Raw genomic sequence first — 21,369 nt, 5'->3', positions numbered from 1 at the left:
GTTTATTTCACCGTAGGATAGGTGATACCCAACTGTTCCAGATAGGTGCTATACTTGCTTGGATCATAATAGAATTTTTTCATTTGAGGCCGGTATTCTTCCATAATCTTTTTATTAAGATAGATAGGAGGTTTATCCTGCTCTGAAATTAAGGGCGTATATTTTATGTCCTTAGTTTGCACTTCATTGAAATAAGTCCACGCGTCCTTTATGACCTGCGGGTTCAATAACATATCCAATAAAGTCATTGCTTCCACCTTGGCGCCTGCGATTACCCCCTTATGTGCAATAGGCGTGGCCATAGCAATGGCATTGGCCCAGTGGTGCCCGGGCAGCCCCGGGATATTAGCGGGATAGCGTAGTACCACGGTGGGTACGTTCCACGCCACATCGGCGATGTCATCTGAACCACCACTTCTCATAGAGGCATTTGCATCAGGGGCGCCGAGCTTGCTCAGTTCGGTATTCATACCCTCTTCTTTTGAACCTAATTCCTTCTGTATGGCTTTTGCCAGTTGTTGATCTTTGTCGCTCCATTGCGGTAAGCCTACCGCTTTCATGTTCTCATACATCACCTCGGCGATTGATTTATTGAAATGACCTGGCCAGGCACTTCCCAGCACTTCATAAGTCATTTTTGTATTCGTCATTTTGGCAGCACCTTCCGCCATGCGAACACCGTCTTCATACATTTGCACAATTTTAGGATAAGTTTTTTCCCGGAAGTAATACCAGACGGAAGCTTTCGATGGAACCACATTGGGCTGATCGCCTCCATCAGCGATAACATAATGTGAGCGTTGTGTGGGTTCCATATGCTCTCGATGGTAATTCCAGCCTATATTCATCAGTTCTACGGCATCAAGAGCGCTTTTTCCACGCCACGGAGCGCCCGCTGAATGTGCCGATTCGCCCTCAAAATTGAATTTGACGGAAATCATGCCCGTTCCGCCTCCGTCTCCATAAGCAACACTTAAATTATTAGCCACATGCGTAAAGATACAAGCATCCACGTCTTTAAAATAACCATCGCGTATGTAGTAGGCTTTGCTGCCAAGTTGTTCTTCTGCAACTCCAGGCCAAAGCACCAATGTACCTTGAATTTTTTCGCGTTCCATTATTTTTTTTAAGGCAAGCACCGCCGTAATGTTCAAGGGTATGCCGGAGTTGTGTCCCTCTCCATGTCCCGGTGCTCCTTCTATCAGCGGTGCATGATACGCGACACCCGGTTTTTGTGAAGCTTTTGGAATGCAATCTATATCGCTACCTATAGCAATAACAGGTTTGCCCGAACCCCATTTAGCGAGCCAAGCAGTGGGGATTCCGGAGATGCCCCGCTCAATCTGGAAGCCGTTCTCTTGAAGGATGTTGGTTAAGTATTTAGAGGTTTCCTCTTCCTGAAAGCCCAATTCAGCAAAGCTAAAGACCATGTCGACCATTTCCTGACTATGTTTCTGTTCTTTTTCTATCTCCTGTATTAGTTCTTGTTTCAGCGCGCTTATTTTCTTGGCGTTTATTTTTTGGCCTAGGACAGCTGTAGGTGTCAATAGAATGGACAGTCCTAGATAAATAGTAGTTCGTATATAAGTAACAGCAAAAATTGATTTCATCTGTAAATAATTTAATCCATCGGTCGGATGCCTGCCTGCCGGTAGCAGGCGGTTCATCTTTTATTTTTTATTGGTTGTAGGATGCTATTGCAACCACGCTGGTTTGTTTTCCACTTTCATTCTTTTAGCAGCGTGGAATAAATCACGATCCTACTTTTAATTAAATGAACAAAATCCTTCGCTCATAAAGTCCATAGCAGGCATACCGATTGGCGCTCCTTGTGGCATTTCCATCAACGGCGCTACTTCAAACTTTGTGGGATTATGCTTAAATGCAGCAATTTGCGACAAGCCATAACGAAGGTTGGAAGCATATGCCGGTGAGGCACCCCCCACTTGTTCTTTCATCCAGTTTTCCAGTTCATCGATAAGGAATAACGCTTGCCCTTTTACCACGGGGGAAGCTTCTTGATGAGCCGCTAATTGCAGCAAATATTGAAGGCAGACGGAGTTACGCATCGCTTCCAGCTCCCCATGGTAACCATCGTTAAGCGGTGTCTTCCACGTGGCATCCAAGATTTTTTCCGCTATTGGGATAAAGCCGGGTTGTTTCGCGTCTCTGCCCTTATACTCGATTAAGCGTGCAGCGCGTGCCGGGTCAAACAAAAAGCCAAAAGTAGTATTGGCAATGGTTTCAGCGGCAGCGATCGGGTCGAAGGTGGGGCCGGTGTAACGCTTAAAAACTTCTGGGTTTTGAGGATATCCCGAAGGGCGTGGTGGGATTTTTTGTATGAGTGATTCGGGAAGTGCTAGACTTGCTGGTTGAATTGTTTTTAGTAAGGCGTCCAGTGCTTTCCATTGTTCTTTGGGAAGAAGCATTTCGGTAACTGTTTGGCCATCGTTTTTAAGCGCGTGTGTGAAATATAAGCCGCCGATGGACTTTGCTGCTGCCTCAATTTGATAGCGATGAAGTAAGTACATGGGAACCAGCACTTCTTCGAGTGTTGCCATCGGGGCATTTTGTGGAATAGCCTTCTCGGAAAACTTGTTTAGAATTTCGCTCCTGATACTAATCAAGCGTTCTAGTTCATCTACGGCATTAGTGCCTTCATCCCATTGATTAGAGATCGGGTGGACGTAACCTCCGATATCGGGAATAAAAATATGTCCGTCGGCCAGCGTTTTCTTCATAATCTCGTCGAGCGCCTCATTTTCATCTACACCTTCCGGAAAATCCTGATAGCCCCAAAGAATAGCCCGTTTGTCCCATTCTCCAATGCCCCTTGCATAGGCATCTGTTACTTCGATGCGGCCCTGTTTGTTCATGCTAAAGCGAGGGAAGGGATAATCCATTACCGATGCCCTATCTTTAGTACTGGCGGTGAAATTGTGGTATAAGCCGAGTGTATGTCCGATTTCATGGGCGGATAATTGACGAACACGGGCCAAGGCAAACTGTTCTAATTCGTCGCTAACAGGTGTGCCGTCTTCGTAGCATTGCAAGAGACCTTCAGCGATCAAGTAGTCCTGCCTATGCCTGTCTGCCCCTAAAGTAACTACGCCTTTGATGATTTCACCGGTACGGGGATCGATGTGAGACATGCCAGTTGAATAGGCCCTTGGGTTACCAGTGCGGTTGATCCAATTAACGATATTATAACGAATGTCCATCGGATCGGCCCCTTCGGGCAGTTCTTTAATCTGAAACGCATTCTTATAGCCTGCTGCTTCGAAAGCCTGGTTCCACCAGCTGCCCCCTTCGATAAGCGCTTTCTTGATAGGTTCAGGGGCTCCGCGATCAACATAATAGACAATCGGCTTTACGGCTTCGCTTAGCGCCGCTTTTGGATCTTTCTTCGCCAAGCGTTGCCTTCTTGTGAAACGTTTTACAATCGGCTCTTTCATAGGCGCTGAGAAATCCATATAGCTAAACATGTTGAAGCCAGAGCGAGGATCAAACTTTCGTGGTCTATAGCCTTCTTCTGGCAGTTCGATCAACGATTGGTGCATCTTTATGGTCACAGCATTAGGGTCGGGAGCAACGCTTGAGCCGGCTCCCCATCGACGGCTTTGATTGCCGCCTCCTACAAAAGTGATGACGGCTTCGAACTCGGTGTTTTTAGGGAAGTTTTTAGTGTTTGGCATATAGACAGCCGAGCGGCTTTCATCTACATGGTAAGCTGCACCTGAAGAGGCAGCGCTACCACCGTTAATACCCGGTAGATTGTTTCTTCCTATGGATCCTGCTATCTTTTGACTATCACGAATTATAAAGGGTGTAAAGTCAATCAATACCTTGTCGCCATCATTTGCTATCGGCGTGAAGGAATAAATAACGGACTGAGCAAAGGCGTTTTCCACGGCTTTTTGCTCATCTTTGTTGTCTGTTATGGCACGATAGGCATAGTTCGGTTGAATTAAGAGTATTTTTGGGCCTACTTTGGTGAATTTAGCAATAGCGGCCGAAGCCTGTCCTCTTTCCGGGCCGCCGGAACCGACCCCATCGGTAAGCGAAGTGTAGTAGAGAAATTCGGTGTCAAACTTTTCGACTTCCAAGTACACTTTTCCACTTTTATCATCGTAGTAAAAGTTAAAATAGCCCGGGTATTTAGCGAGTCCGCTAACTTTTTGACTAATGCTTTCTGTGCTGCTAGTCTTTGTGTTGGTCGGCTTGTTTTGAGCTTGAAGCCCTTGATTCATCATGAGCTGCACAGCAACGAAGGTGATTAATAAAGGTTTGTAGAAACGATTTTTTAAGCGCATAATTAAAAAAGTATAAATTTTTGTCGGTTAAAATTCTGAATTGGGCAATAGCAAGCTGTGTGCACTTCGTTGGCAGGCACAGTTTATTATTTGCCATTTAGGAGCTGTTGTAAATAAAAAGAAAGGAGAAACGAATCTTCGGTAGTCAAAAAGTTTAGGCGAATATTTGTAATAAGTAATTTCGGACGCTTCAGTACTTCCTGATTTTAGGCTTTTAAATATCGCTGTGTCTGACAATTTATGGTCTTCTGGCATAAATTAGGGGTTTTAGAAAAAAGTTCCCGCTGCCAGTTTAATGTTGGTCTTTTGTTGGTTAGTTTATACGAATTTAGGTTATTGTTCTAATAAAGTCAATTATTTAGTCGTAAAAAATAAATCAATCGGCTCTTTTTATTGTGCTTTGTAAAAACATCTTCCTTTATGGAGTGATGATGACGTTAGTTGACGTAAGAAAAGTTGCCCCGTCGATTCAAGATGGTGGACAAAAAAGTGCTTCGCGATGCGATATTTAGCACATCTTTTGATGGATGCTAGCCGTATTCTTAAAATCGATGTAAGCGATTTAAGAGATATATGATGGTTTGAGCTAAATATGACTAATATAGAAGATATGAAAAGCAACATAAGTGGGCGCGAAAAAAAGTGGAACGTGCGCAATTTTCCCTTTGATGATGGGACCTTGACGCCAATTGTACAAGAGAAGGCGGTTGAAATAGCGAATCGACTTTATGAAGAAGGAATGTCTGAAGGAAAAGCTTTGTATGAAAGAGCCGTTAAAGAAGCAAAAGAATGGTTTTTAGAAATGGAAGGTTGATCGAAAAAAATATTTATTTTGGTGAATAGCTGGAAACTGCTATTTTTGCAATCCCTTAAATAAAGGGGAAAAGGAGAGGTGTCCGAGTGGTTGAAGGAGCACGCCTGGAAAGTGTGTATACGTCAAAAGCGTATCGAGGGTTCGAATCCCTCTCTCTCCGCAGAATGGGATTGAAGAATTTTCTTCTATGGGTTGCTCCACTTCGAGCAACCCTTTTTTGTTGATAGCCAGATAGTTATGGTGAAACAGTGGATTGAGCAAAGGTGTTCTAAACATGCCATCTTTAAATGTGATACCCTGTTTGAACACCCTGTTTAAAATAGAATGCTGCTGGTTCAATGTAGCACGTCTAAAAAGTTCCGGTAATCTTAAAAGTTCAGGGATTAGGCGAATCTGTTCTTTTGCCTGTTCAGTTATATCTATTGATAAATCTGCAATTTCAGATTTTAGGCGTGCTTTGTCTATTGAAAATTTACGATAACCTTTTTTGTATGTATCGCGATTGATAACATCATTTAGCACTTTATCCTCAAGACTTTCCAGCTTCCTTTCTGTAGTAGCTAATTGCTCTTTTTTAACTTCCAGTTCCTTGGAACGAAGAGATAACGCCGTTTTTAGTTCTTCTCTGATATAATTGATTATTGGGCATCAGAGGTTTGATACTTTTTCATTAAGTTTTATAATGATTTATTTAACCTTTTTATCTCTCAAGTAAAATTCTATATCATTCCGGTCGGACAGTTTAGGCAGCCATTGGACAGAGCTAATCAATTCACATCAAGTGACAAATTATATCGCTTATAAGTGTTGGTAATTTAATGCCAAGTTGACAGTTTTTCTTCAGCAGCAAGAGTTTGCTTGCTGTCATTTTTACTGTTGATTGTCTTTAAAGAATTATTTCTATTTGCTACAAACCTTCATTTGGCGTTAAACTCTAATCTTTTGGACTAAAGTTCAATTTGGTATAAAATTCCTTGGCATCCTATGTGTCAAAAATATTGGTAATCAAATATTTTCTATGGGGGAAACAGCTACTAAAAAAGATGAAAAAGTTTTTAAGATCTTATCAATTGATGGAGGTGGGATAAAGGGGCTTTATAGTGCCACAATATTACGACACCTTGAAGAAAAATTCGATTGCCGGTTATCGGATTATTTTGATATGTTTTGCGGAACATCTACCGGAGGCTTAATTGCGCTGGCGTTGTCCCTCAAAATACCTGCTTCAGATATCTGCGATTTCTATGATAATGAAGGCCCCAAAATATTCCCAAATTTTAAGAAAATAAAGTTTCGGGGCAAAAAGTACAGCAACGGTACAGTCAAACAATTGGTCAATGGCGGTAAGTTCACCGACAAAAATCTTAAAGAAGCGCTTACAAAAATTTTTGGGGAAAGAAAAATTGGCGAGAGCAATAACCTATTGTGTATACCGAGTTACAATGTTACTGAAGCCCGGCCCTTTATCTTTAAGTTTGACCACAAAGAAGGTGATCTAAACCGTGACAACAAGGCATTATATGTAGATGTGGCGCTGGCGACAAGTGCGGCACCTACTTATTTCCCAATGGCACAGATCTCGTACTACGACAACAAGCAGTTTATAGACGGAGGTGTATGGGGAAACAACCCAACTTTGGTCGGATATCTGGAAGCCCTTCAGTATTTTGTTGGAAAGGATAAACCATACGATAAGCTCAAAATACTATCTGTAAGTAGTCTCTCACTTACAGGGGGAAAACCGACAGCGTTGAAACGTCACAGGTCTTTTTTGGATTGGAAAGATGAGCTTTTTGAAACTTCATTTGCCGGACAGAGTTTTTTTACGGACTTTTTCATGAAGAAAATAGCGACGCTTAATGATCTGCCGGTAGATTACCTGAGAATTCCATCTTCGGACGTTTCCAGTTCACAGGAAGAATTGGTTCAGTTAGATGTTGCAACTCCGGCAGCACTTGATTTGATCCGCGGAAAAGGAAATGATATGGGCGACCTGTTTCGGAAGAAGCCAGAGGTAGCCGATTTTTTTGAACAACAAAAACTTTATAAAACCAACTAAACTATGGCAAACTGTCACGATCAGTTCGTCGATTTCAATTCGACGATTTCTTTAACGGATGACCGTAAAAAGAAGCTTAAAAAATCCCGGACGAATCTCAGGAACTTGATTAGAGATGATTTTAAAGAAAATCATAAAGATGAGATCAAACCTAAGTTTACTTCTCAGGGATCTTCAGCAATGAAGACAACTATCAATCCCATTCCACGCACTGTTCAAGAAGATGGGAAAGATAAAACTATTACCAAATACGATACAGATGATGGAATTTACTTTATCGGACCATTGGATGAGCGCAAAAGCGTACAGACTTATCACAACTGGATTTGGGATGCCGTTGACGGTTATACAGGTGTGCCACCCGTTGATAAAAATACGTGCGTGAGAACGAAATTTGCGGATGGCCGCCACATTGATCAGCCCATTTACTTCATTGATGAAGCCGAACCCGATGAGCCGAAGCTTGCTCATAAAAAAGATGGCTGGGTTCCAAGTGATCCCAGAGCGTTTAGTCAATGGTTCAATGACCAGGCAGATGAAAATGAGCAGTTGAGGCGGTTTGTTAAGTATCTAAAAGCATGGAGCGATTATCAAAATTACAGTGATGGATCTAAAAAGATGCCGACTGGGTTTGTCATGACGATCTGGGCAGCAGATAACTTCTGTGCAAACACCAGGGATGATGTTGGATTTCGGGATACCCTTCAGAAAATTTACGACCAGCTTAATTGGAGATTTGAATGTCTGCGGCCAACGGTGCCCGAAAACGAAGATGTAATGGATGGGTATAGTTATGAGCAATACTTCATGGACAAGTTAAGCGCATTTTTAGAGTCGGCAAAACAGGCTGTTAACGAAACCAATCCGAAGAACGCTTGCCATAAGTGGCAGAAGCATCTGGGTTCGAGATTCTCCTGTGCAAACGCCAAAGATGAGGATGAAGGGGCAAAGAGCTATAGCTCACCAGCTGTAGTGACCAGTAATGCTAAAAGCGCGTAAGTAGATGACGGATTTCGATCAGGCGCGTGAACAGACATTTGAGGAACTTTCCAAAATCTTTTCTATAGAAAAAACAACGGTAACCAGAAAGGCAAAGGAAGGCTACCCGCAAAAGATAGATCAATGGAAGGTGGTTTTGGAGGTGCCCTTTTCTGATAGGGTCAGAGATTTCTCTGTCTTTCTGGAACTGAAGAAAGATTTTCCACTTTCTCTTCCCCGCATTTATCTTTCCGAACAGGACTATGAAGAAATCAAATACATTCCCCACGTGGACGATAAACGCAATATCTGTCTGTTTGATGATGAAAACATTAAGCTTAATACAGAAAGGCCTACCGATATTGTCAAAGCTTGTTCGAAACGTGCAGGTGCAATTATTGCCGACGGGATCAACAAAGTGAACACGGGTGATTTCAAAGACGAAGTGGTTGCTTACTGGTCGAATCTCTACGGAAGCAAAGATCAAGTATTTGAAGCGTATATGGGTGAAGGTATCGAAACGCTCGCTCCTGGTATTTATCAGGGATATCTGTTTTCTCCAGCTTATCACAATGTTGATTTTTTCATGGATTCGGGTACGCTTGAGTCTCAGAAAGTAATTGATTTCTTTCGCTTCCGAGGTCACAAGCTTACTGAAAAGTCATTTTTCTATCTGGGAGAAATTGATGAGATGAAGCCTCCATTTTCCTACGACAACAGGGGGGTGATTGATTTATTGAAGAAAAAATTTGAGACAGAATGGATTCAGATCCGAACATATCTAAACCAAGCTTATGATTCAAAGATATTTTCTTTCTCCCTTAATATCGATGGCGAGCTTTTATTCTTTGGATTTTATTTGGGTGCAATTAATCCGAAAATTAACGGTTGGAGGGAAAAATCTTTATCTGTATTGAATGTACTTGAAAAGGTATATCCAACGAAATCGGCAGCACGCATCCTATTCAAATACTTTAGCCAATCCCGGCTGCATAAGCGAACAGATGGACTGACGGTCTCTAAATCTCCATATAGATTTTTGCTAGCAGGATTGGGAAGTATTGGCTCCAATCTCCTACATTATCTTAATAGTTTGGAGGTCTCAGATTTTGTACTGTGCGATCCTGATATTCTTGGTTTGGAGAACGTAAACCGCCATTTATTGAGTTTTCACGATGTGGGGGTCAGTAAAGTTGATGCGGTATCTAAGTATTTGATTTATCACAATCCTTTTTTAAATCTAACCAAGCATCAGGGCTCAATTGTTGATTTGATTTCAAAACATCAATCGATGGTGAACACTATGGATGTTATTTTCTGTGCTATCGGAAAAGATGCCATTGAGAACTATATACTCCAGTGTCTGAATGATGGAAAAATCGTAAAGCCGGTGATGTTTTTCTGGGTTGAACCCTATCTGCTCGGCGGGCATGCACTTTACATAAATCCATCAACCGGATTTTCTTTAAAGGATTTGGAAGACGATGGCTTTTACCGCTATAATATCATTTCATCTGAAACTTATAAAGACCCACAATGCCAAACACAACTTCGCGAAGCGGGCTGTCAGGGGTCATACGTTCCCTATGGAAAAGCGGCAATCAGTCTGTTTTTCGCAAATTTGGCCCCGAATTTATATTCGATCATCGCTAATCCACCTAAAGACAATTTGGTTTTCAGTTTTGCAGGTGATCTATCCATTGCAGCAGCTCAAGGTTTTGAGCTTTCAGATTTTGGTAAACAAAATGTATCAAATCAATTAACAATAAATACCCTATAATGCAGTTTAAGATAGATAGATACGATATACTGTTACATGCTGAGGCCGTTGCTATTCTTGAACGGTTCACTCAGAATAAATCGGCTTTACCTGAAGCGGGCGGAATCATACTCGGAAAGATTATTGAAGGACAGGTGAACATTACCAAATTGTCTGTACCGACTTCATTGGACAAACGCTCGAGGTTTAATTTTGAACGCCATAAACACAGTGCCCAGATCATTTTGGAATATGAATTCTATAACAGCAATGGTCAGACGGTTTATCTGGGAGAATGGCACACTCATCCAGAGCCTTTTCCTTCTCCTTCAGGTACTGATCTGAAAATGATTCAATCGCAATTCAGAAATAATTTGCTCAAAACTGATTTTTTGATCCTTATGATCAAAGGCACCAAAGGGATATACCTTCGTGTCGTTGACCTAAAGGGATACCATGAAGTTCAAGTAACCTTATGATATATCATTCAAAATGTATTGTGTCAAGTAGCTTAAGGACATCTTGGTTTTCTGCCGGATAATGGGCAAAAAAGTGTGGTGGATATATGCTCTCCGGATTATAGTAGGAATAAAAGTGAAAGTCTATTTTAGGTGCTGGAAACGATTTTCCCGCATGACTGTAGACATCGGCATTTGAAAACTCGGGTGTAAAATACAATTGGCCAGCTATTGAATTTCTGTTCTTCATCACCGAAAGCTTTTCAAGATCGACATTAAACAAAATTGTATCGTTACGTACATAGGATTTTGGATATCGTTCTTTTATTGCTTGCAGGATAATGTGATCTGCGTCATCGCTGGGAAAGGTTTTTTGTGCAGGTCCATTCAAGAAATTAGCGTTATTTTCCTTTTCTTGATCTTTTTGCTGATTGGCAAACTTATAATTCTCTGTTAATTCTCTTTTGTAGAAAATGCTTCCTAATTCGGTCTCATTGTGGTTTCTATCAACAATCACGACAATGTGTTTTAAAATTCTAAACTCATTGATTTGTAGCCAGTCAAGTATTCTAGTTTCCATTTTCATTCTTTGGATAATTTTGAAAGTGTTAAATTTCTGTGTCTGGAATTTCCAGGTCAAGTTTATTCGCCAAAAACCTGATCGTCTCAGAGAATTTTTTTATCAATCTCCTGAACGAAACTGATGACAGCGCCGCCCTTGCCACATTTAAAACATTTGTAGATTTTCTTATCATTACAAAAGTACCGACAAATTCTTTACTAATCCTACTACTGTTTTCTCGGATTGTTGCGACTCCGAAATCATTGAATAAAACTTAATTTTCTTTAAGTTACTTTTGTGAGATAATTTGCTTTAACATTTCCATAATACCCTCTAAGTGTTCTAATACATTCCCGTTCACCCCGCTAGCCAAAATGAAGCCCGACGAAAGTCGGGTTTTTCTGTTTAATGGGCGAGCCAAGGATGCTTGAGCGAGGCCGGTTAAGCAGAAAAGCAAAGAGTGTAGCGAAAGGCTTCATTTTGGGTGAAGCCTCCCCGTTAGGGATCAATGAAATTAATCCCTCTTTCTCCGCGGAGAATAATTACTGAAGCTTGAGATATCGCCCCTTTTCTCTTTGTCATATTTGATGCAACAAGAGATTTTTGGATTGCGAAATCCTGATTTAAGAAACCGGCTGAAAACGGAGGCTGATAAATCAGGAAAACAGTAGTTCTATGCTGCCTTTCCTTAGATTTTGCGCAATAGCCAATAATCTCCATTCGATTTCGACTTTTTGCTTACCACGGAGCATGAACCGTCGAAATCTGTGATTCTGTTTTTCTCCAGCAGTATCATTAAGTCTAAGAAAGCAAAGATCAGCATACACGAACCCGTGGCCGACTTTCTTATTTAACCATCCCTTTCAGGTTGTCTCGTAGTGTTTTCCAAAAGGACTTCCCAACGGGGATGGTTTCTCCATTGGTAAGTTTGATTTTGTAGCGTTCCACATCCCCCAGGAACGCCGTGTTGAATATATAGGATTTATGCACCCGCATAAAGCCATGGAACCGTAATTTCTCCTCACAACGGCTGATCGTCATTTTCATGATATGGCGCTTGGTCAGCGTAACTACCGTTAGGTAATCCCCATCTGACTTACAGTAGATGATGTCTTGATACGGCACCGATATGATTCGGTTGTTCACGCTGATCAGAAACCGGGAGGCCGCATGGTCTTCCAAAGGTTTGATTTCTTTCTCTTCCTGGGTGCCCATCAATTCCCTCACCTCTGTACGCAGTTCCTCCCGCTTTTGCTTCTCCACAAATTTAAACAAGGCTGTGAGTAGCCGTTCCTTCGTCACCGGCTTTAAGATATAATCCACCACATCCAGGTCGAATCCGTCTACCGCATAGTCCGGGTAACCGGATATAATGATAAATTGAAACCGCTTGCCTAAGCTACGGATGACACTCAGTCCGTCCAAGTCCGGCATTTCCACGTCGGTTATAATCAAGTCTACCTTTTCGCTGCGTATTTTATCGAGCGCATGGATGGGATTGTAGAACATACCGACAATTTGAACAAAAATAATCTCGCTCAAAATGGACACCAGCCGGTCCATCTCCAATCGGTGATCTTCAATGATCAGGACGCTGATCTTTTCCTTCATGTATAAAATTTTTCAGGTTCAATACCAGGTGGACATGGTATTTCCCGTGTTCTATAAATTGATTTAACCGATGATTCTTCGGGTAATGCAGGGCTAAGAGTCGTTGAGCGATTTCCATGCCCGCACCGGTCTTTGCCGGGATGGTGTTGCCAACGATGGCGTTTTCAAGCATAAAAAAAAGCTGCCTGTCGTCAATGGTCAGCTCTACGGCTATGCGATCGTTGGGCCCTTTAGTGCCATGTTTGAATACGTTTTCGAGGAGTTGCACCAAGATACCCGGTGTGATCCAATGGTCTTTTTCATGGACGAATATACGGACGTCAAGGTTTTCGGGGTAGGGAAGGCCAGAGTCCATCAGATCAAGGTAGGTCTGGATAAACCGGATTTCTTCTTCCTGGGAAATCGCATCCTTACTTGTCGAATAGGTAAAATACGTCATCAGGTCCATGAGTTTATCCATGTAGGGTTTGCCCGCATCGGCCACCCAACTCGGCTGAATGCCGTTCAGGGAATTAACCAGAAAATGGGGGCTGATCCGGTTGCGTAACTTTTTTCTCTCTTCCCGTTCTTTGTCCAGGATGGTCCGCAGTAACATGTTTTTGTCCGCTTGCGATTTTCGGAAATAAGTGATGACAAACAGCAGCCCGTAACTTCGGACATGCTGCACAATGCCGCCAATCCAGGCACCCCAGCTCAATACATAAAAACCGTAATACAGCTTTCGGTAGGCCATCATATACACCAACCCAAATCCTCCGATGGCCAGCAGCAATAGCGCTATGGCGCCGACACGGGAAAGCGAATTCCATTTGGTCCCAGCGTACCAGAGTTGGGGTACGTAAAAAACCAGCGCAATAACAATCAGGGTGTCCATCAGGATGGTGAGCAAAAGGAGAGGTAGATATTGGCCAGGTTCGAATTGTTGCCCGGAGCGGGTATTGTAAAAATAGATGGCAGGTGCAACGATCAACCAGTATACGAAAATAGTAAAGAAGTCCCAACGGCTAATACCCGCTTTGATGTAGTATCTGTAGTTATCCATTATTCCCATAAACCGCTACGACGGCTGCGTGGTAGGGGTTTATGCTGGTAAATTTAACGAAATTGATCTAAAAATGGATTGTCCATTTAATAAAATTGATAATTAGACATATAACCTTCAAACGTATATAGGTTTCGCTGACGATCAAGGGTTAAGGGAACCATCGGATGGATGGCATAGCGGCAGGGATCGTCCTGAAGTTCCTCGATCCGGTCGGCATTGGCGGTCCAGCACTCACGGAATGTCGGGCTGTTATATACCTGCTGGATGGAGCATTCGTGGATGTGCCCATATTCCAGGTGATGTCCTAGGTCATGGCGGATATACCCCCATCGATCGATGGCGATTCGGCGGTGGTAGTAGGGATTAAATTGCAGAGCTTCACTGTAAAACCGGCGCGATACAATACGGAGCAATTGGGGGACATAACCAATGGGATCCATGGGGCCACGCTGGTAATAAAGCTGCCGCCTGCCATGAGAATCCTTCCCTTCTTGTGGTGCGTTGCGGAAGGTGATCCGGCTTAAGGCGGGTATACGTTCAAAGAGCTGCGCCGTGTCCATGGCTTCCCGATAGGATAATACCAGGTGGATCGAAGAAAATGTAAGGTTGGCCAGCCATTGCGTCAGGCGGTTCAGAACTTCGGTGCCCGTCGCATCAGTGTGCAAACGAAGTTCCAGGTGCTGACACCCCAGGACGTCAAGTTCGCCCAATAGTTCGGTCGGGTCGTATGCTTCCATACCGTCATGGTATTCAACAAGTGCATGTTGGATGGCGTCCAAGGGATGGTGTTCCAGTGGGATGGGCTGGAACCGCTCATGGTTGTTGGTCAGGTACCCGAATTCACCGTCCAGCAAGGGGGGCAGAAAGTCCAGGTGCTGTGGGCTTACCTGAGCATAAGGCACGCGTTGCAGGTAATTGATCGCGTCGTGAAATGCATGGTCGATCAGGGACAGGCTACCGGTATGGAAATTGTATAGGGCGCTGCATCGTTTCCCGCGAACGGCAACGACATCACCATGGAGCCGGAATCGCGTTTCGTTGGGTTGCTTATTCATGTACGACCAGATGACTGATGGGTTTTTTACCGAGCCCGGTATGGAGTCCATAACCACCACTACGTTTAAACGTTAGGTACGTCTGGGCATAAAGTTCCGGGAAGCCGCTGATCGGAACGCGTGTCAGAAAGCGGAAAAATGCCGGGCAATCGGCCAGTCGCTCGGTGGTAAGGTAAGAGGGGAGTTCTTTAGCTAAATGCATAACGGTTGTTTTTCATGCCGCGATCAATGCTGATAAGCCATTCGGCGATATCCTTTTCAAGGTACGTGTTACTGATTTGCGATTCAAACAAGTATTGTCCCAATGGATTGACGTCCAGCAAGACGATCTCCCCATCTTTCCACATCATATCCATGGTGCAGATGTTCAGGCCCAATTCCGTTAAAAAGCTGATCAGCATACTGGATTCTTTTTCGTTGAGCACAAACCGTTCGTGGCGCATTTTCCCGGCAATCCGATCCAGCTTACTATCAATGGCTCGTCCTTGGGATGGGGCGAGCATCAGCGCCAACGCCTCAAATTTGCCGTTCAGGTAAAACACACGGATCTCAAATTCGGCATCCAGAAATTCCTGGTACAGGGAAGCAAAAAAGCGGGAGGGCAATACCTGAAGGTCTTCGTGGTCTAATCGGTGGGTAAAGGAAATGTAGGCGTTTTCGTTTTCCCGGTAGAGGACATTCCGATGGATCGGCTTGGTAATCATTCCATTTTGCCAAAGGTTATAACTTTCCAATACCTTTTTTTTACGGGTGAGTATCCGCGTTTCCGGGATGCGCAGGCCATGTTTTGCCGCAACTTCCAACGCGATGAGTTTATTGAGCTTCACCGCACCGTAATGGGGTAGCCATGTTTTATGGCGAAGGGCGTAAAACAGGTATTCCACGACGTCCATGGCTTCATCATTCAGGGTCTTATCCAATCCGACCATCTTGCGGAACTGGTCTTCCGGATTGGCCTCCCGGTGTCTTTCTTCCAAGCCGCGGAACCAGACGACATTGACTTCTTCGCAAAGGTCTATTCCATTGAGATAAACGCGCTGCTTATGTACGTTGATTTCAAGGTCTGCCCGGCCGGCCACTAGATCTTTCAGGCATAGCCGCATAACTTTTGATTTACTTTTGGCCAACCATCCGACTACGGGATCGGTGCCTTGCTCATACATGTCGGTGCATAATAGGAGAATCATGGTAAATAGGGTTAAGATTTTTGTGGTAGTAAAATTTGGTTCCTGAAGAGGAAGTCCATGGTGGGCTCATCGGCCTGAATGACACTTTGCTGGGGCGATTTGTCGTCCAGCAGCCCAAACAGTGCCTCCGGTATCCATAACATGCGGTATTGCTGCCGATCAAAGAGGTAGTGGTCTTTTTTTTCGGCAATTAAGGCATAACGTTCTTGGTTGACCCGGTATTCATCGGTATCCCTGGAGGTCTGCTGTTCGGTGTATGACCAGTCGGCCTGGCTGCGCCGTTCGACCAGGTTATGGATGTATAGCCATCCTTCCCATTGGGTGGGATCTTTTAACACTTGCTTTTCGAGGTACATAAAGAGCCGCTGCATGGTTTGACCGGCAAAGGTTTCTGCGTCAACAGCGGTGTCGGGATAAATCCATTCCTTAAATTCCACCTGCGTCTGACCGTTAGGGATGCGTGGGCTCAGGATGGGAACGATGGCGGCACCGGTGAGGTAGCTGAGGTAGGCAGCGCCGCTACTGACTAGTAAAGCGCCATCCAAAAAAGGAATGCGGATTTTCCGCTGCTCGCTTTTATCAATGCGCTGCCGCGAATCGGCATCAATAAAAAGGAAAACGTCTTTACCGGAGCGAAGTTTCCGCACCATGCGGAATATGGACATGGGCGCGCCCAAATCCAATAGCTCGAGCGAGAAATTACTCCCATCGTGATTGGCCAATTTTCGGGCGTCGCTTGCCAGGTCGTCCTTGATTTTCTGATAGACTTCACCGGCCATACCCACCATGACCTGAAGCTCGTAAGCCGAAAATGCTGCTAGAGACGCAAAAAAAGACCCATAGTGGAAGGATACCAAGATCCTTCCACAGGTATGGGCCTGCCTGAGCTGTTCGTGTGCGCCTGTGAATGTGAGCTTTTGCCGGATTTCAGGCAAGGTCCGGCGATCGATCAACGCGAGCTGTTCCTGGTAGTAAACCTTGCGGAAAAAGCCGTCCTGATCAGCAATTTTACTTGGACAAAGGTGATAGATGGCCGCAGAGAGGCGCAGGAAAGCCATACGGTCTTTGCTGGATGGATGGTCAGCCCGCAGACGGTGCGTCTTTTTTTGCAGGTCTCTGACCAGCTTTTCGTATGTGCTTATTGTTTTCTCAACCATGGCGCTTGTGTTTGGGCGTGTTCGCATTGATCGGATGATCCTTAATAGTCGAAGCAGCAAGAGGGTACACCGATTACATCGTCATCGGGATAATCCCTTTCTTGTAATTTAAGGATCGTCTTTTTAGGGAGATCGACCAAGATCATTTTGTTCGCGTTCTGAGGTGTTGTCGCGTGTTTTTTCGGAAGTTCATGCACGGGTCGTTGTGCTTGCATTTTGACCGTTGTTCTCATGATAACATCATTTAAGATTTAACCTATTGTTTTTTGCTATAGGGACAAGGATAATGATGATTTTGGGCTTTGGAGAATAAGATCGATGAACGGAAAATAAATCGGGATCAACGGGAAAAATAGCCTATTCATCACCAAAAAAGAGCCGTTAATGATTGCCATAACACGTTCGGACTAGGGCAATAGACTGATAACCGGATAAATGGATAAATAAGGGGTAAAGGGACAATGAAGGGGGGGGTAGGGGACAAACGGCCTAGACGGCTATTTGGTCAAAAAGCTGTTGAAGGGCGTTGACAGCAGGGTCAATTTCGTTGATTTCCATATGGCCGAACCCAAAGAGGTAAGCAGGAGAATTCTGTGAATCGAGGTAATAGCGATCGGCAGATAGCAGACGTATGCCCGATTCGCGCAACAAGGCATCGAAGGTTTCAATATCAGTGGTTGGCTTCAAGTGTAGCCAGCAGGCGAGTCCGCAACTTGACATGCTGAAACTGGCATAAGGGCTGAGGTGTTGCGTTAAACTTTGCTTGACAATTTCGCGCAATGCTACCCGGTCCCGCTGTAGTCGCTTTTGCTGCTGTAGAAACTTTCCGTTGGACAAGGCTTCGCAGGCCGATTCAACCAATCCATCGTCAGGAAGCAGTGCGGTATGCTGTCGCGATAGTTTGAGGGGCGTGATATAGGATTCCGGTCCGGCGATCAACCCGAAATAACAGAAGGGCGACAGATAACTGCTGACATAAAAGCTCTGTAGCGTATGGGGGTAGTTGCAGGTCGAATTCAATGGATACTTACCATCACTGAACCAGAGATCATGGTCACCGACGTGATCCAAAAATAAAACTTGGTGGCGTTGGGCGATTTGACGGAGTTTGTCCAGATTTTGCCTGCCCAGCAGTCCGGCCGTCAGGTGATATAGGTGCCGGTCAAGAATGATGGCACTTACCGGAAACATCTTACATAAGGTATTGACGTGCCGTAGGTAAAGCGGTGTGCCATCCATGGGTAGATTAACGGACATTGTAATCACGTTGTTCTCCTCGAGGATGGAGAGGATAGACGGATCACAGGGACAGATGACCACGGCCATTTTTCCTGCCAGTAAGCGGTAAGCAACCTGTGAAAAAATATGTTGTTGTCCTTCAAAGAGGCAGAGGTTATCGGCTTTAATGGCCGTTCCGTAATGTTTGTTGAGATGTTGGGCAAGGAGGGTTTCCAGTTCCCACACACTGCCCTCCTGGCGGCTGTCCAGCCAGTCCGGCGGGGAAAGCAATTTCCGTTCACGGCGTACCGATGGCCGTTTCCCAAATCGGAAACCTTCCAAAGGGGCCGGTTTGGGACGCAATTGGTGTAACTCATACCTCCATTGCGGTGTGGTTTCTTCCAAACGTTTATATAGGTTTGCTTCAATACCCGCCCGTTGCCCCTCGGGAAAGCGGATATAGTAACATTTGCCCGGCTGGCTAGCTAAATATCCCTTGGCAACCATGCGGTCATAAGCTGTTAAAACCGTATTCTTGGCAATGGTATTGGACTTGGCGAGCTGGCGTGGACTTGGCATAACGGTTCCTTCCTTAAATTCTCCAGCAAGGATGCAGTCTGTTAAATAACGTTCTACTTGAATATATAGTGGCATTGGCATCTCCTTGTTTAAAGGAATGCCTATAATTTCTGCTTTTGTAGTGTTTTTTTGCATAGCTGGCTGCTAAATGTATGTGCCTTTATCAAAAATACTTATTTTATTGGATAGCTGGATGGAATATTTTGCGAATTGCGTAAAAAAACTAGGTTTATTATTAGGTGCATATACGTTTTAATTCGCTCTGGGTATTAATGGGTGATTTTTTTTCTCAGATTTTGATATTTTCATTGCAATGTGGATTTTTAATCGGAATATCTAGCAGACCGGAGATGAGCTCCAGTATTTGCCGGAATTGTTTCGAAGGAATCGTTAAGGACACTAGCAAGAACCCAACAGAAAAAGCAGCACACAATACAATACAAAACGCAAAACCAACCATTTCCGTTGGCGGTAACGAAGCGGACTTTATAGAGTTGTTTATTAGGCTTTGGCAGGAGCGTGCAAACAGGGATATCCAGTTAAATGTAGGGGGATACCTTTTATCAGATGGTACGGCACCGGGTGCTGAACACGATCCGGAACGACCATACAGCCAGTTCCTTTCTCGACCGCTTGGCGCTTTTGCCAACCAGACAGATGGGGAAAACCGACGCGATGGCTTCGGGGAAGCCCTTAAGTCCATCGATGCAGGCGATCAGGATATCCTCCACGCCGCGCTGCTTCAGGTCGGTCAGCACCGAAAGCCAAAACTTGGCACCCTCGGTTTCCGACAGGTAAAGGCCGATCAGGTCCTTGCGGCTGTCAATGTCAATCCCCAGGATATTATATACCGCGCGGGTCTCGACCGAGCCGTTGTGCCGGATTTTATAAAACATACAGTCTAGGAAAACGAACGGATATACCGCATTCAGCGGACGGTTCCGCCATTCGGTAACCGCAGGGAGCACGCTGTCGGTAATGCGTGAAATCTCCGTGGCCGATATCTCCATGGCGTACATCTCGCGGATATAATCGCTGATGGCGCGCGTGCCCATGCCCCGGGCATACATGCTCAGAACGTTGCCCTCAAGTTCTTCGGTGATGATCAGCTGCCGCTTGGGCACGATCTTGGGCTCAAAGGTGCCTTCACGGTCACGGCCCGTCTCCAGTTCGAAACTGCCGCCGCTCATGCTTCTGACTGTTTTCTTGCTCTTGCCGTTGCGGCGGTTGGACCCGCCGGAGGCCTTCTCCTCCTCCAGGTGGTTGTTCAGCTCACCATCCAGCATGGACTCCAATAGGTGTTTCATCAGGGGTGCGAAAACACCGTCCGTGCCGCCTGCTTTCTTGCCGGCGTACAAACCTTCCATCGCTTCCTGTTTGAAGCGCTCAAAATCAAATGGGGTTTTCTCTTTCATTAACATGTCACTTGATATTTCGAATGTAAAACTATTTATTCGTTTTATCCAGTGACACAGTTGGTGTTACACTCTCATCTTTTTGATTTTGATATGAAACAATTACGTGTGTTTGTCGTAATTCTGCTAATTTTTTCAATGGCCTGTCCGCGTTATTCGTGGGGGGCGCTGATTCTTAATCCTCGGGGTGATTTTATAGGGATGCCCTTAAGTATCCTTCAATATAGTCCGTTTCACGATTTTCTGATACCGGGATTCTTTTGTTTGTGTTTAACGGACAATCGAGTGTATGCATTGCAATTGCGGTAGCTAAAAAATTCCGATGTTATATGTGGCTTGTCATATTTCAAGGTATGGCCTCAATGGTGTGGATCGTAACGCAGGTGATCATGATCCGTGCAATCAACTTACTCCATTATATACCTGGCGGAATCGGTCTTGTCCTGCTCATTTCCGGAATCATCTTAAAAAGGGGCCAGTGCTGAATATGATAAGTAAGAACAGCAGCTAAACTATAGTGGAGGGGGATCGTTTACCTGAGATTGTCTCTAATAATTGCATGAATTGCATATTGGGTCAGAACACCTTTAGCGTTATCGCTTGCATTATATCCGATTCTGAAACCCCAATCATAGGCTTGTCCTGTGAGCAGCAATGCTAGCTCGTACCACTTCTTCAAAAAGAATTCCCCTTCCCATATCATAAGATAAATTAGCGGTTCTCTTAGATTGTTTGTATGCTTCATGCTTTAAGAATCATTTTTAGATTTATAAGGTTAAGGTATCGTTTGCCTAAATATCCCATTTCCCATATTAGTTAGGTTCATTTTTATCAATTTTCTGAGTTGCTTGATTTAAGGTCGGAATGGTTTGAAATATCTTTTTTCAGTCATAACATTTATCCATACCATTGCAATATTAAAAAGGACCCACTACCGTCCAAAACGTTGAAAAATAATTAAGGAAAAAGAAGGAGGTACGGCTGAAAAGCCGTATGTTTTGAGTGCTTAAATCAACCAATAACCTCCGATGGTACCATCCGCTATGCGGATAGCATGAATGCCATAAAGATATAATAATATATCGTTAGTTTGAACTCTGAAGGATAAATACAAGAAATGAGAATAGATCGTGAAATATATCTTTGGATAAAAAGCTCC

General features: G+C 44.2%; 19 protein-coding genes, 1 tRNA gene and 1 pseudogene. 6 read left to right on the top strand and 15 right to left on the bottom strand.

Translation table 11 applies throughout. The features are described from left to right. Positions 1-2: 2 nt before the first annotated feature. Together EPX21_RS00855 and EPX21_RS00850 are read right to left on the bottom strand one after the other, a co-directional pair. Positions 3-1,667, bottom strand: coding sequence for an amidohydrolase (locus EPX21_RS00855; RefSeq protein WP_240768437.1), 1,665 nt, complete (start codon positions 1,665-1,667; stop codon positions 3-5). A gap of 99 nt (positions 1,668-1,766) precedes the next feature. Continuing rightward, the gene (locus tag EPX21_RS00850; RefSeq protein ID WP_134087785.1) at positions 1,767-4,313 is read right to left on the bottom strand and encodes a zinc-dependent metalloprotease; all 2,547 of its coding nucleotides are present in this window, start codon (positions 4,311-4,313) and stop codon (positions 1,767-1,769) included. Between the two features lie 610 nt (positions 4,314-4,923). Between EPX21_RS00850 and EPX21_RS00845 the strand changes: the two genes are divergently transcribed. From EPX21_RS00845 to EPX21_RS00820, 6 genes are all read left to right on the top strand, one after another. Next, a complete protein-coding gene (locus EPX21_RS00845; protein ID WP_134087784.1) occupies positions 4,924-5,127 on the top strand; it encodes a hypothetical protein in 204 nt (67 codons plus the stop codon). Between the two features lie 72 nt (positions 5,128-5,199). Then, a tRNA-Ser gene (locus EPX21_RS00840) sits at positions 5,200-5,287 on the top strand. An 858-nt stretch (positions 5,288-6,145) separates the two neighbouring features. Further along, on the top strand, positions 6,146-7,186 hold the full coding sequence (locus EPX21_RS00835) for a CBASS cGAMP-activated phospholipase (protein ID WP_134087783.1): 1,041 nt from the start codon (positions 6,146-6,148) through the stop codon (positions 7,184-7,186). A gap of 3 nt (positions 7,187-7,189) precedes the next feature. Then, positions 7,190-8,185, top strand: a complete 996-nt coding sequence (locus EPX21_RS00830) for a cyclic GMP-AMP synthase DncV-like nucleotidyltransferase (RefSeq protein ID WP_134087782.1) — start codon at positions 7,190-7,192, stop codon at positions 8,183-8,185. Between the two features lie 4 nt (positions 8,186-8,189). Further along, complete coding sequence (locus tag EPX21_RS00825) at positions 8,190-9,944, top strand: ThiF family adenylyltransferase (RefSeq protein WP_134087781.1); 1,755 nt, start codon at positions 8,190-8,192, stop codon at positions 9,942-9,944. Continuing rightward, the gene (locus EPX21_RS00820; RefSeq protein WP_134087780.1) at positions 9,944-10,402 is read left to right on the top strand and encodes a Mov34/MPN/PAD-1 family protein; all 459 of its coding nucleotides are present in this window, start codon (positions 9,944-9,946) and stop codon (positions 10,400-10,402) included. The genes EPX21_RS00825 and EPX21_RS00820 overlap by 1 nt, the downstream gene beginning before the upstream one ends. Before the next feature lie 4 nt (positions 10,403-10,406). Here EPX21_RS00820 and EPX21_RS00815 read toward each other — a convergent pair whose 3' ends face one another. From EPX21_RS00815 to EPX21_RS00755, 13 genes and pseudogenes are all read right to left on the bottom strand, one after another. After that, complete coding sequence (locus EPX21_RS00815) at positions 10,407-10,967, bottom strand: hypothetical protein (RefSeq protein WP_134087779.1); 561 nt, start codon at positions 10,965-10,967, stop codon at positions 10,407-10,409. A gap of 80 nt (positions 10,968-11,047) precedes the next feature. Further along, complete coding sequence (locus EPX21_RS23365; protein WP_370450916.1) at positions 11,048-11,125, bottom strand: CHC2 zinc finger domain-containing protein; 78 nt, start codon at positions 11,123-11,125, stop codon at positions 11,048-11,050. 474 nt (positions 11,126-11,599) lie between these two features. Continuing rightward, positions 11,600-11,716: pseudogene (locus EPX21_RS00805) on the bottom strand (transposase); the annotation flags it as partial. 73 nt (positions 11,717-11,789) lie between these two features. Next, on the bottom strand, positions 11,790-12,554 hold the full coding sequence (locus EPX21_RS00800; RefSeq protein ID WP_134087778.1) for a LytTR family DNA-binding domain-containing protein: 765 nt from the start codon (positions 12,552-12,554) through the stop codon (positions 11,790-11,792). Further along, positions 12,523-13,596: a histidine kinase gene (locus EPX21_RS00795; protein WP_166670645.1), complete on the bottom strand. Its 1,074-nt coding sequence runs from the start codon at positions 13,594-13,596 to the stop codon at positions 12,523-12,525. Before EPX21_RS00795 ends, EPX21_RS00800 begins: the two co-directional genes overlap by 32 nt. 86 nt (positions 13,597-13,682) lie before the next feature. Then, entirely contained in the window at positions 13,683-14,654 is a 972-nt protein-coding gene (locus EPX21_RS00790) for a hypothetical protein (RefSeq protein WP_134087776.1), read from the bottom strand. Continuing rightward, a complete protein-coding gene (locus tag EPX21_RS00785) occupies positions 14,647-14,856 on the bottom strand; it encodes a hypothetical protein (protein ID WP_134087775.1) in 210 nt (69 codons plus the stop codon). Before EPX21_RS00785 ends, EPX21_RS00790 begins: the two co-directional genes overlap by 8 nt. Continuing rightward, on the bottom strand, positions 14,843-15,841 hold the full coding sequence (locus EPX21_RS00780) for a RimK family alpha-L-glutamate ligase (RefSeq protein WP_134087774.1): 999 nt from the start codon (positions 15,839-15,841) through the stop codon (positions 14,843-14,845). Before EPX21_RS00780 ends, EPX21_RS00785 begins: the two co-directional genes overlap by 14 nt. Positions 15,842-15,852: 11 nt before the next feature. Continuing rightward, on the bottom strand, positions 15,853-16,998 hold the full coding sequence (locus EPX21_RS00775; protein ID WP_166670644.1) for a hypothetical protein: 1,146 nt from the start codon (positions 16,996-16,998) through the stop codon (positions 15,853-15,855). Between the two features lie 41 nt (positions 16,999-17,039). Beyond that, the gene (locus EPX21_RS00770) at positions 17,040-17,231 is read right to left on the bottom strand and encodes a hypothetical protein (RefSeq protein ID WP_134087772.1); all 192 of its coding nucleotides are present in this window, start codon (positions 17,229-17,231) and stop codon (positions 17,040-17,042) included. Positions 17,232-17,487: 256 nt separating this feature from the next. Further along, positions 17,488-18,930: a GntR family transcriptional regulator gene (locus EPX21_RS00765; protein ID WP_134087771.1), complete on the bottom strand. Its 1,443-nt coding sequence runs from the start codon at positions 18,928-18,930 to the stop codon at positions 17,488-17,490. A 428-nt stretch (positions 18,931-19,358) separates the two neighbouring features. Beyond that, positions 19,359-20,210, bottom strand: a complete 852-nt coding sequence (locus EPX21_RS00760; RefSeq protein ID WP_166670643.1) for an IS256 family transposase — start codon at positions 20,208-20,210, stop codon at positions 19,359-19,361. A 532-nt stretch (positions 20,211-20,742) separates the two neighbouring features. Beyond that, complete coding sequence (locus EPX21_RS00755; RefSeq protein WP_134087769.1) at positions 20,743-20,955, bottom strand: hypothetical protein; 213 nt, start codon at positions 20,953-20,955, stop codon at positions 20,743-20,745. Positions 20,956-21,369 lie beyond the last annotated feature (414 nt).

Origin of the sequence: Olivibacter sp. XZL3 (assembly GCF_004368405.1) — a bacterium.
Lineage (GTDB): Bacteria > Bacteroidota > Bacteroidia > Sphingobacteriales > Sphingobacteriaceae > Olivibacter.
The sequence above is the reverse complement of the archived record's forward strand: the minus strand, read 5'-3'. Positions and strand labels throughout refer to the sequence as shown.

Excerpts from the sequence above, each read along its gene's own strand:
- EPX21_RS00855 (WP_240768437.1), bottom strand. The coding sequence starts at position 1,667 with ATGAACCGCCTGCTACCGGCAGGCAGGCATCCGACCGATGGATTAAAT.
- EPX21_RS00850 (WP_134087785.1), bottom strand. The coding sequence starts at position 4,313 with ATGCGCTTAAAAAATCGTTTCTACAAACCTTTATTAATCACCTTCGTT.
- EPX21_RS00845 (WP_134087784.1), top strand. The coding sequence starts at position 4,924 with ATGAAAAGCAACATAAGTGGGCGCGAAAAAAAGTGGAACGTGCGCAAT.
- EPX21_RS00835 (WP_134087783.1), top strand. The coding sequence starts at position 6,146 with ATGGGGGAAACAGCTACTAAAAAAGATGAAAAAGTTTTTAAGATCTTA.
- EPX21_RS00830 (WP_134087782.1), top strand. The coding sequence starts at position 7,190 with ATGGCAAACTGTCACGATCAGTTCGTCGATTTCAATTCGACGATTTCT.
- EPX21_RS00825 (WP_134087781.1), top strand. The coding sequence starts at position 8,190 with ATGACGGATTTCGATCAGGCGCGTGAACAGACATTTGAGGAACTTTCC.
- EPX21_RS00820 (WP_134087780.1), top strand. The coding sequence starts at position 9,944 with ATGCAGTTTAAGATAGATAGATACGATATACTGTTACATGCTGAGGCC.
- EPX21_RS00815 (WP_134087779.1), bottom strand. The coding sequence starts at position 10,967 with ATGAAAATGGAAACTAGAATACTTGACTGGCTACAAATCAATGAGTTT.
- EPX21_RS00800 (WP_134087778.1), bottom strand. The coding sequence starts at position 12,554 with ATGAAGGAAAAGATCAGCGTCCTGATCATTGAAGATCACCGATTGGAG.
- EPX21_RS00795 (WP_166670645.1), bottom strand. The coding sequence starts at position 13,596 with ATGGATAACTACAGATACTACATCAAAGCGGGTATTAGCCGTTGGGAC.
- EPX21_RS00790 (WP_134087776.1), bottom strand. The coding sequence starts at position 14,654 with ATGAATAAGCAACCCAACGAAACGCGATTCCGGCTCCATGGTGATGTC.
- EPX21_RS00785 (WP_134087775.1), bottom strand. The coding sequence starts at position 14,856 with ATGCATTTAGCTAAAGAACTCCCCTCTTACCTTACCACCGAGCGACTG.
- EPX21_RS00780 (WP_134087774.1), bottom strand. The coding sequence starts at position 15,841 with ATGATTCTCCTATTATGCACCGACATGTATGAGCAAGGCACCGATCCC.
- EPX21_RS00775 (WP_166670644.1), bottom strand. The coding sequence starts at position 16,998 with ATGGTTGAGAAAACAATAAGCACATACGAAAAGCTGGTCAGAGACCTG.
- EPX21_RS00770 (WP_134087772.1), bottom strand. The coding sequence starts at position 17,231 with ATGAGAACAACGGTCAAAATGCAAGCACAACGACCCGTGCATGAACTT.
- EPX21_RS00765 (WP_134087771.1), bottom strand. The coding sequence starts at position 18,930 with ATGCAAAAAAACACTACAAAAGCAGAAATTATAGGCATTCCTTTAAAC.
- EPX21_RS00760 (WP_166670643.1), bottom strand. The coding sequence starts at position 20,210 with ATGAAAGAGAAAACCCCATTTGATTTTGAGCGCTTCAAACAGGAAGCG.
- EPX21_RS00755 (WP_134087769.1), bottom strand. The coding sequence starts at position 20,955 with ATGAAGCATACAAACAATCTAAGAGAACCGCTAATTTATCTTATGATA.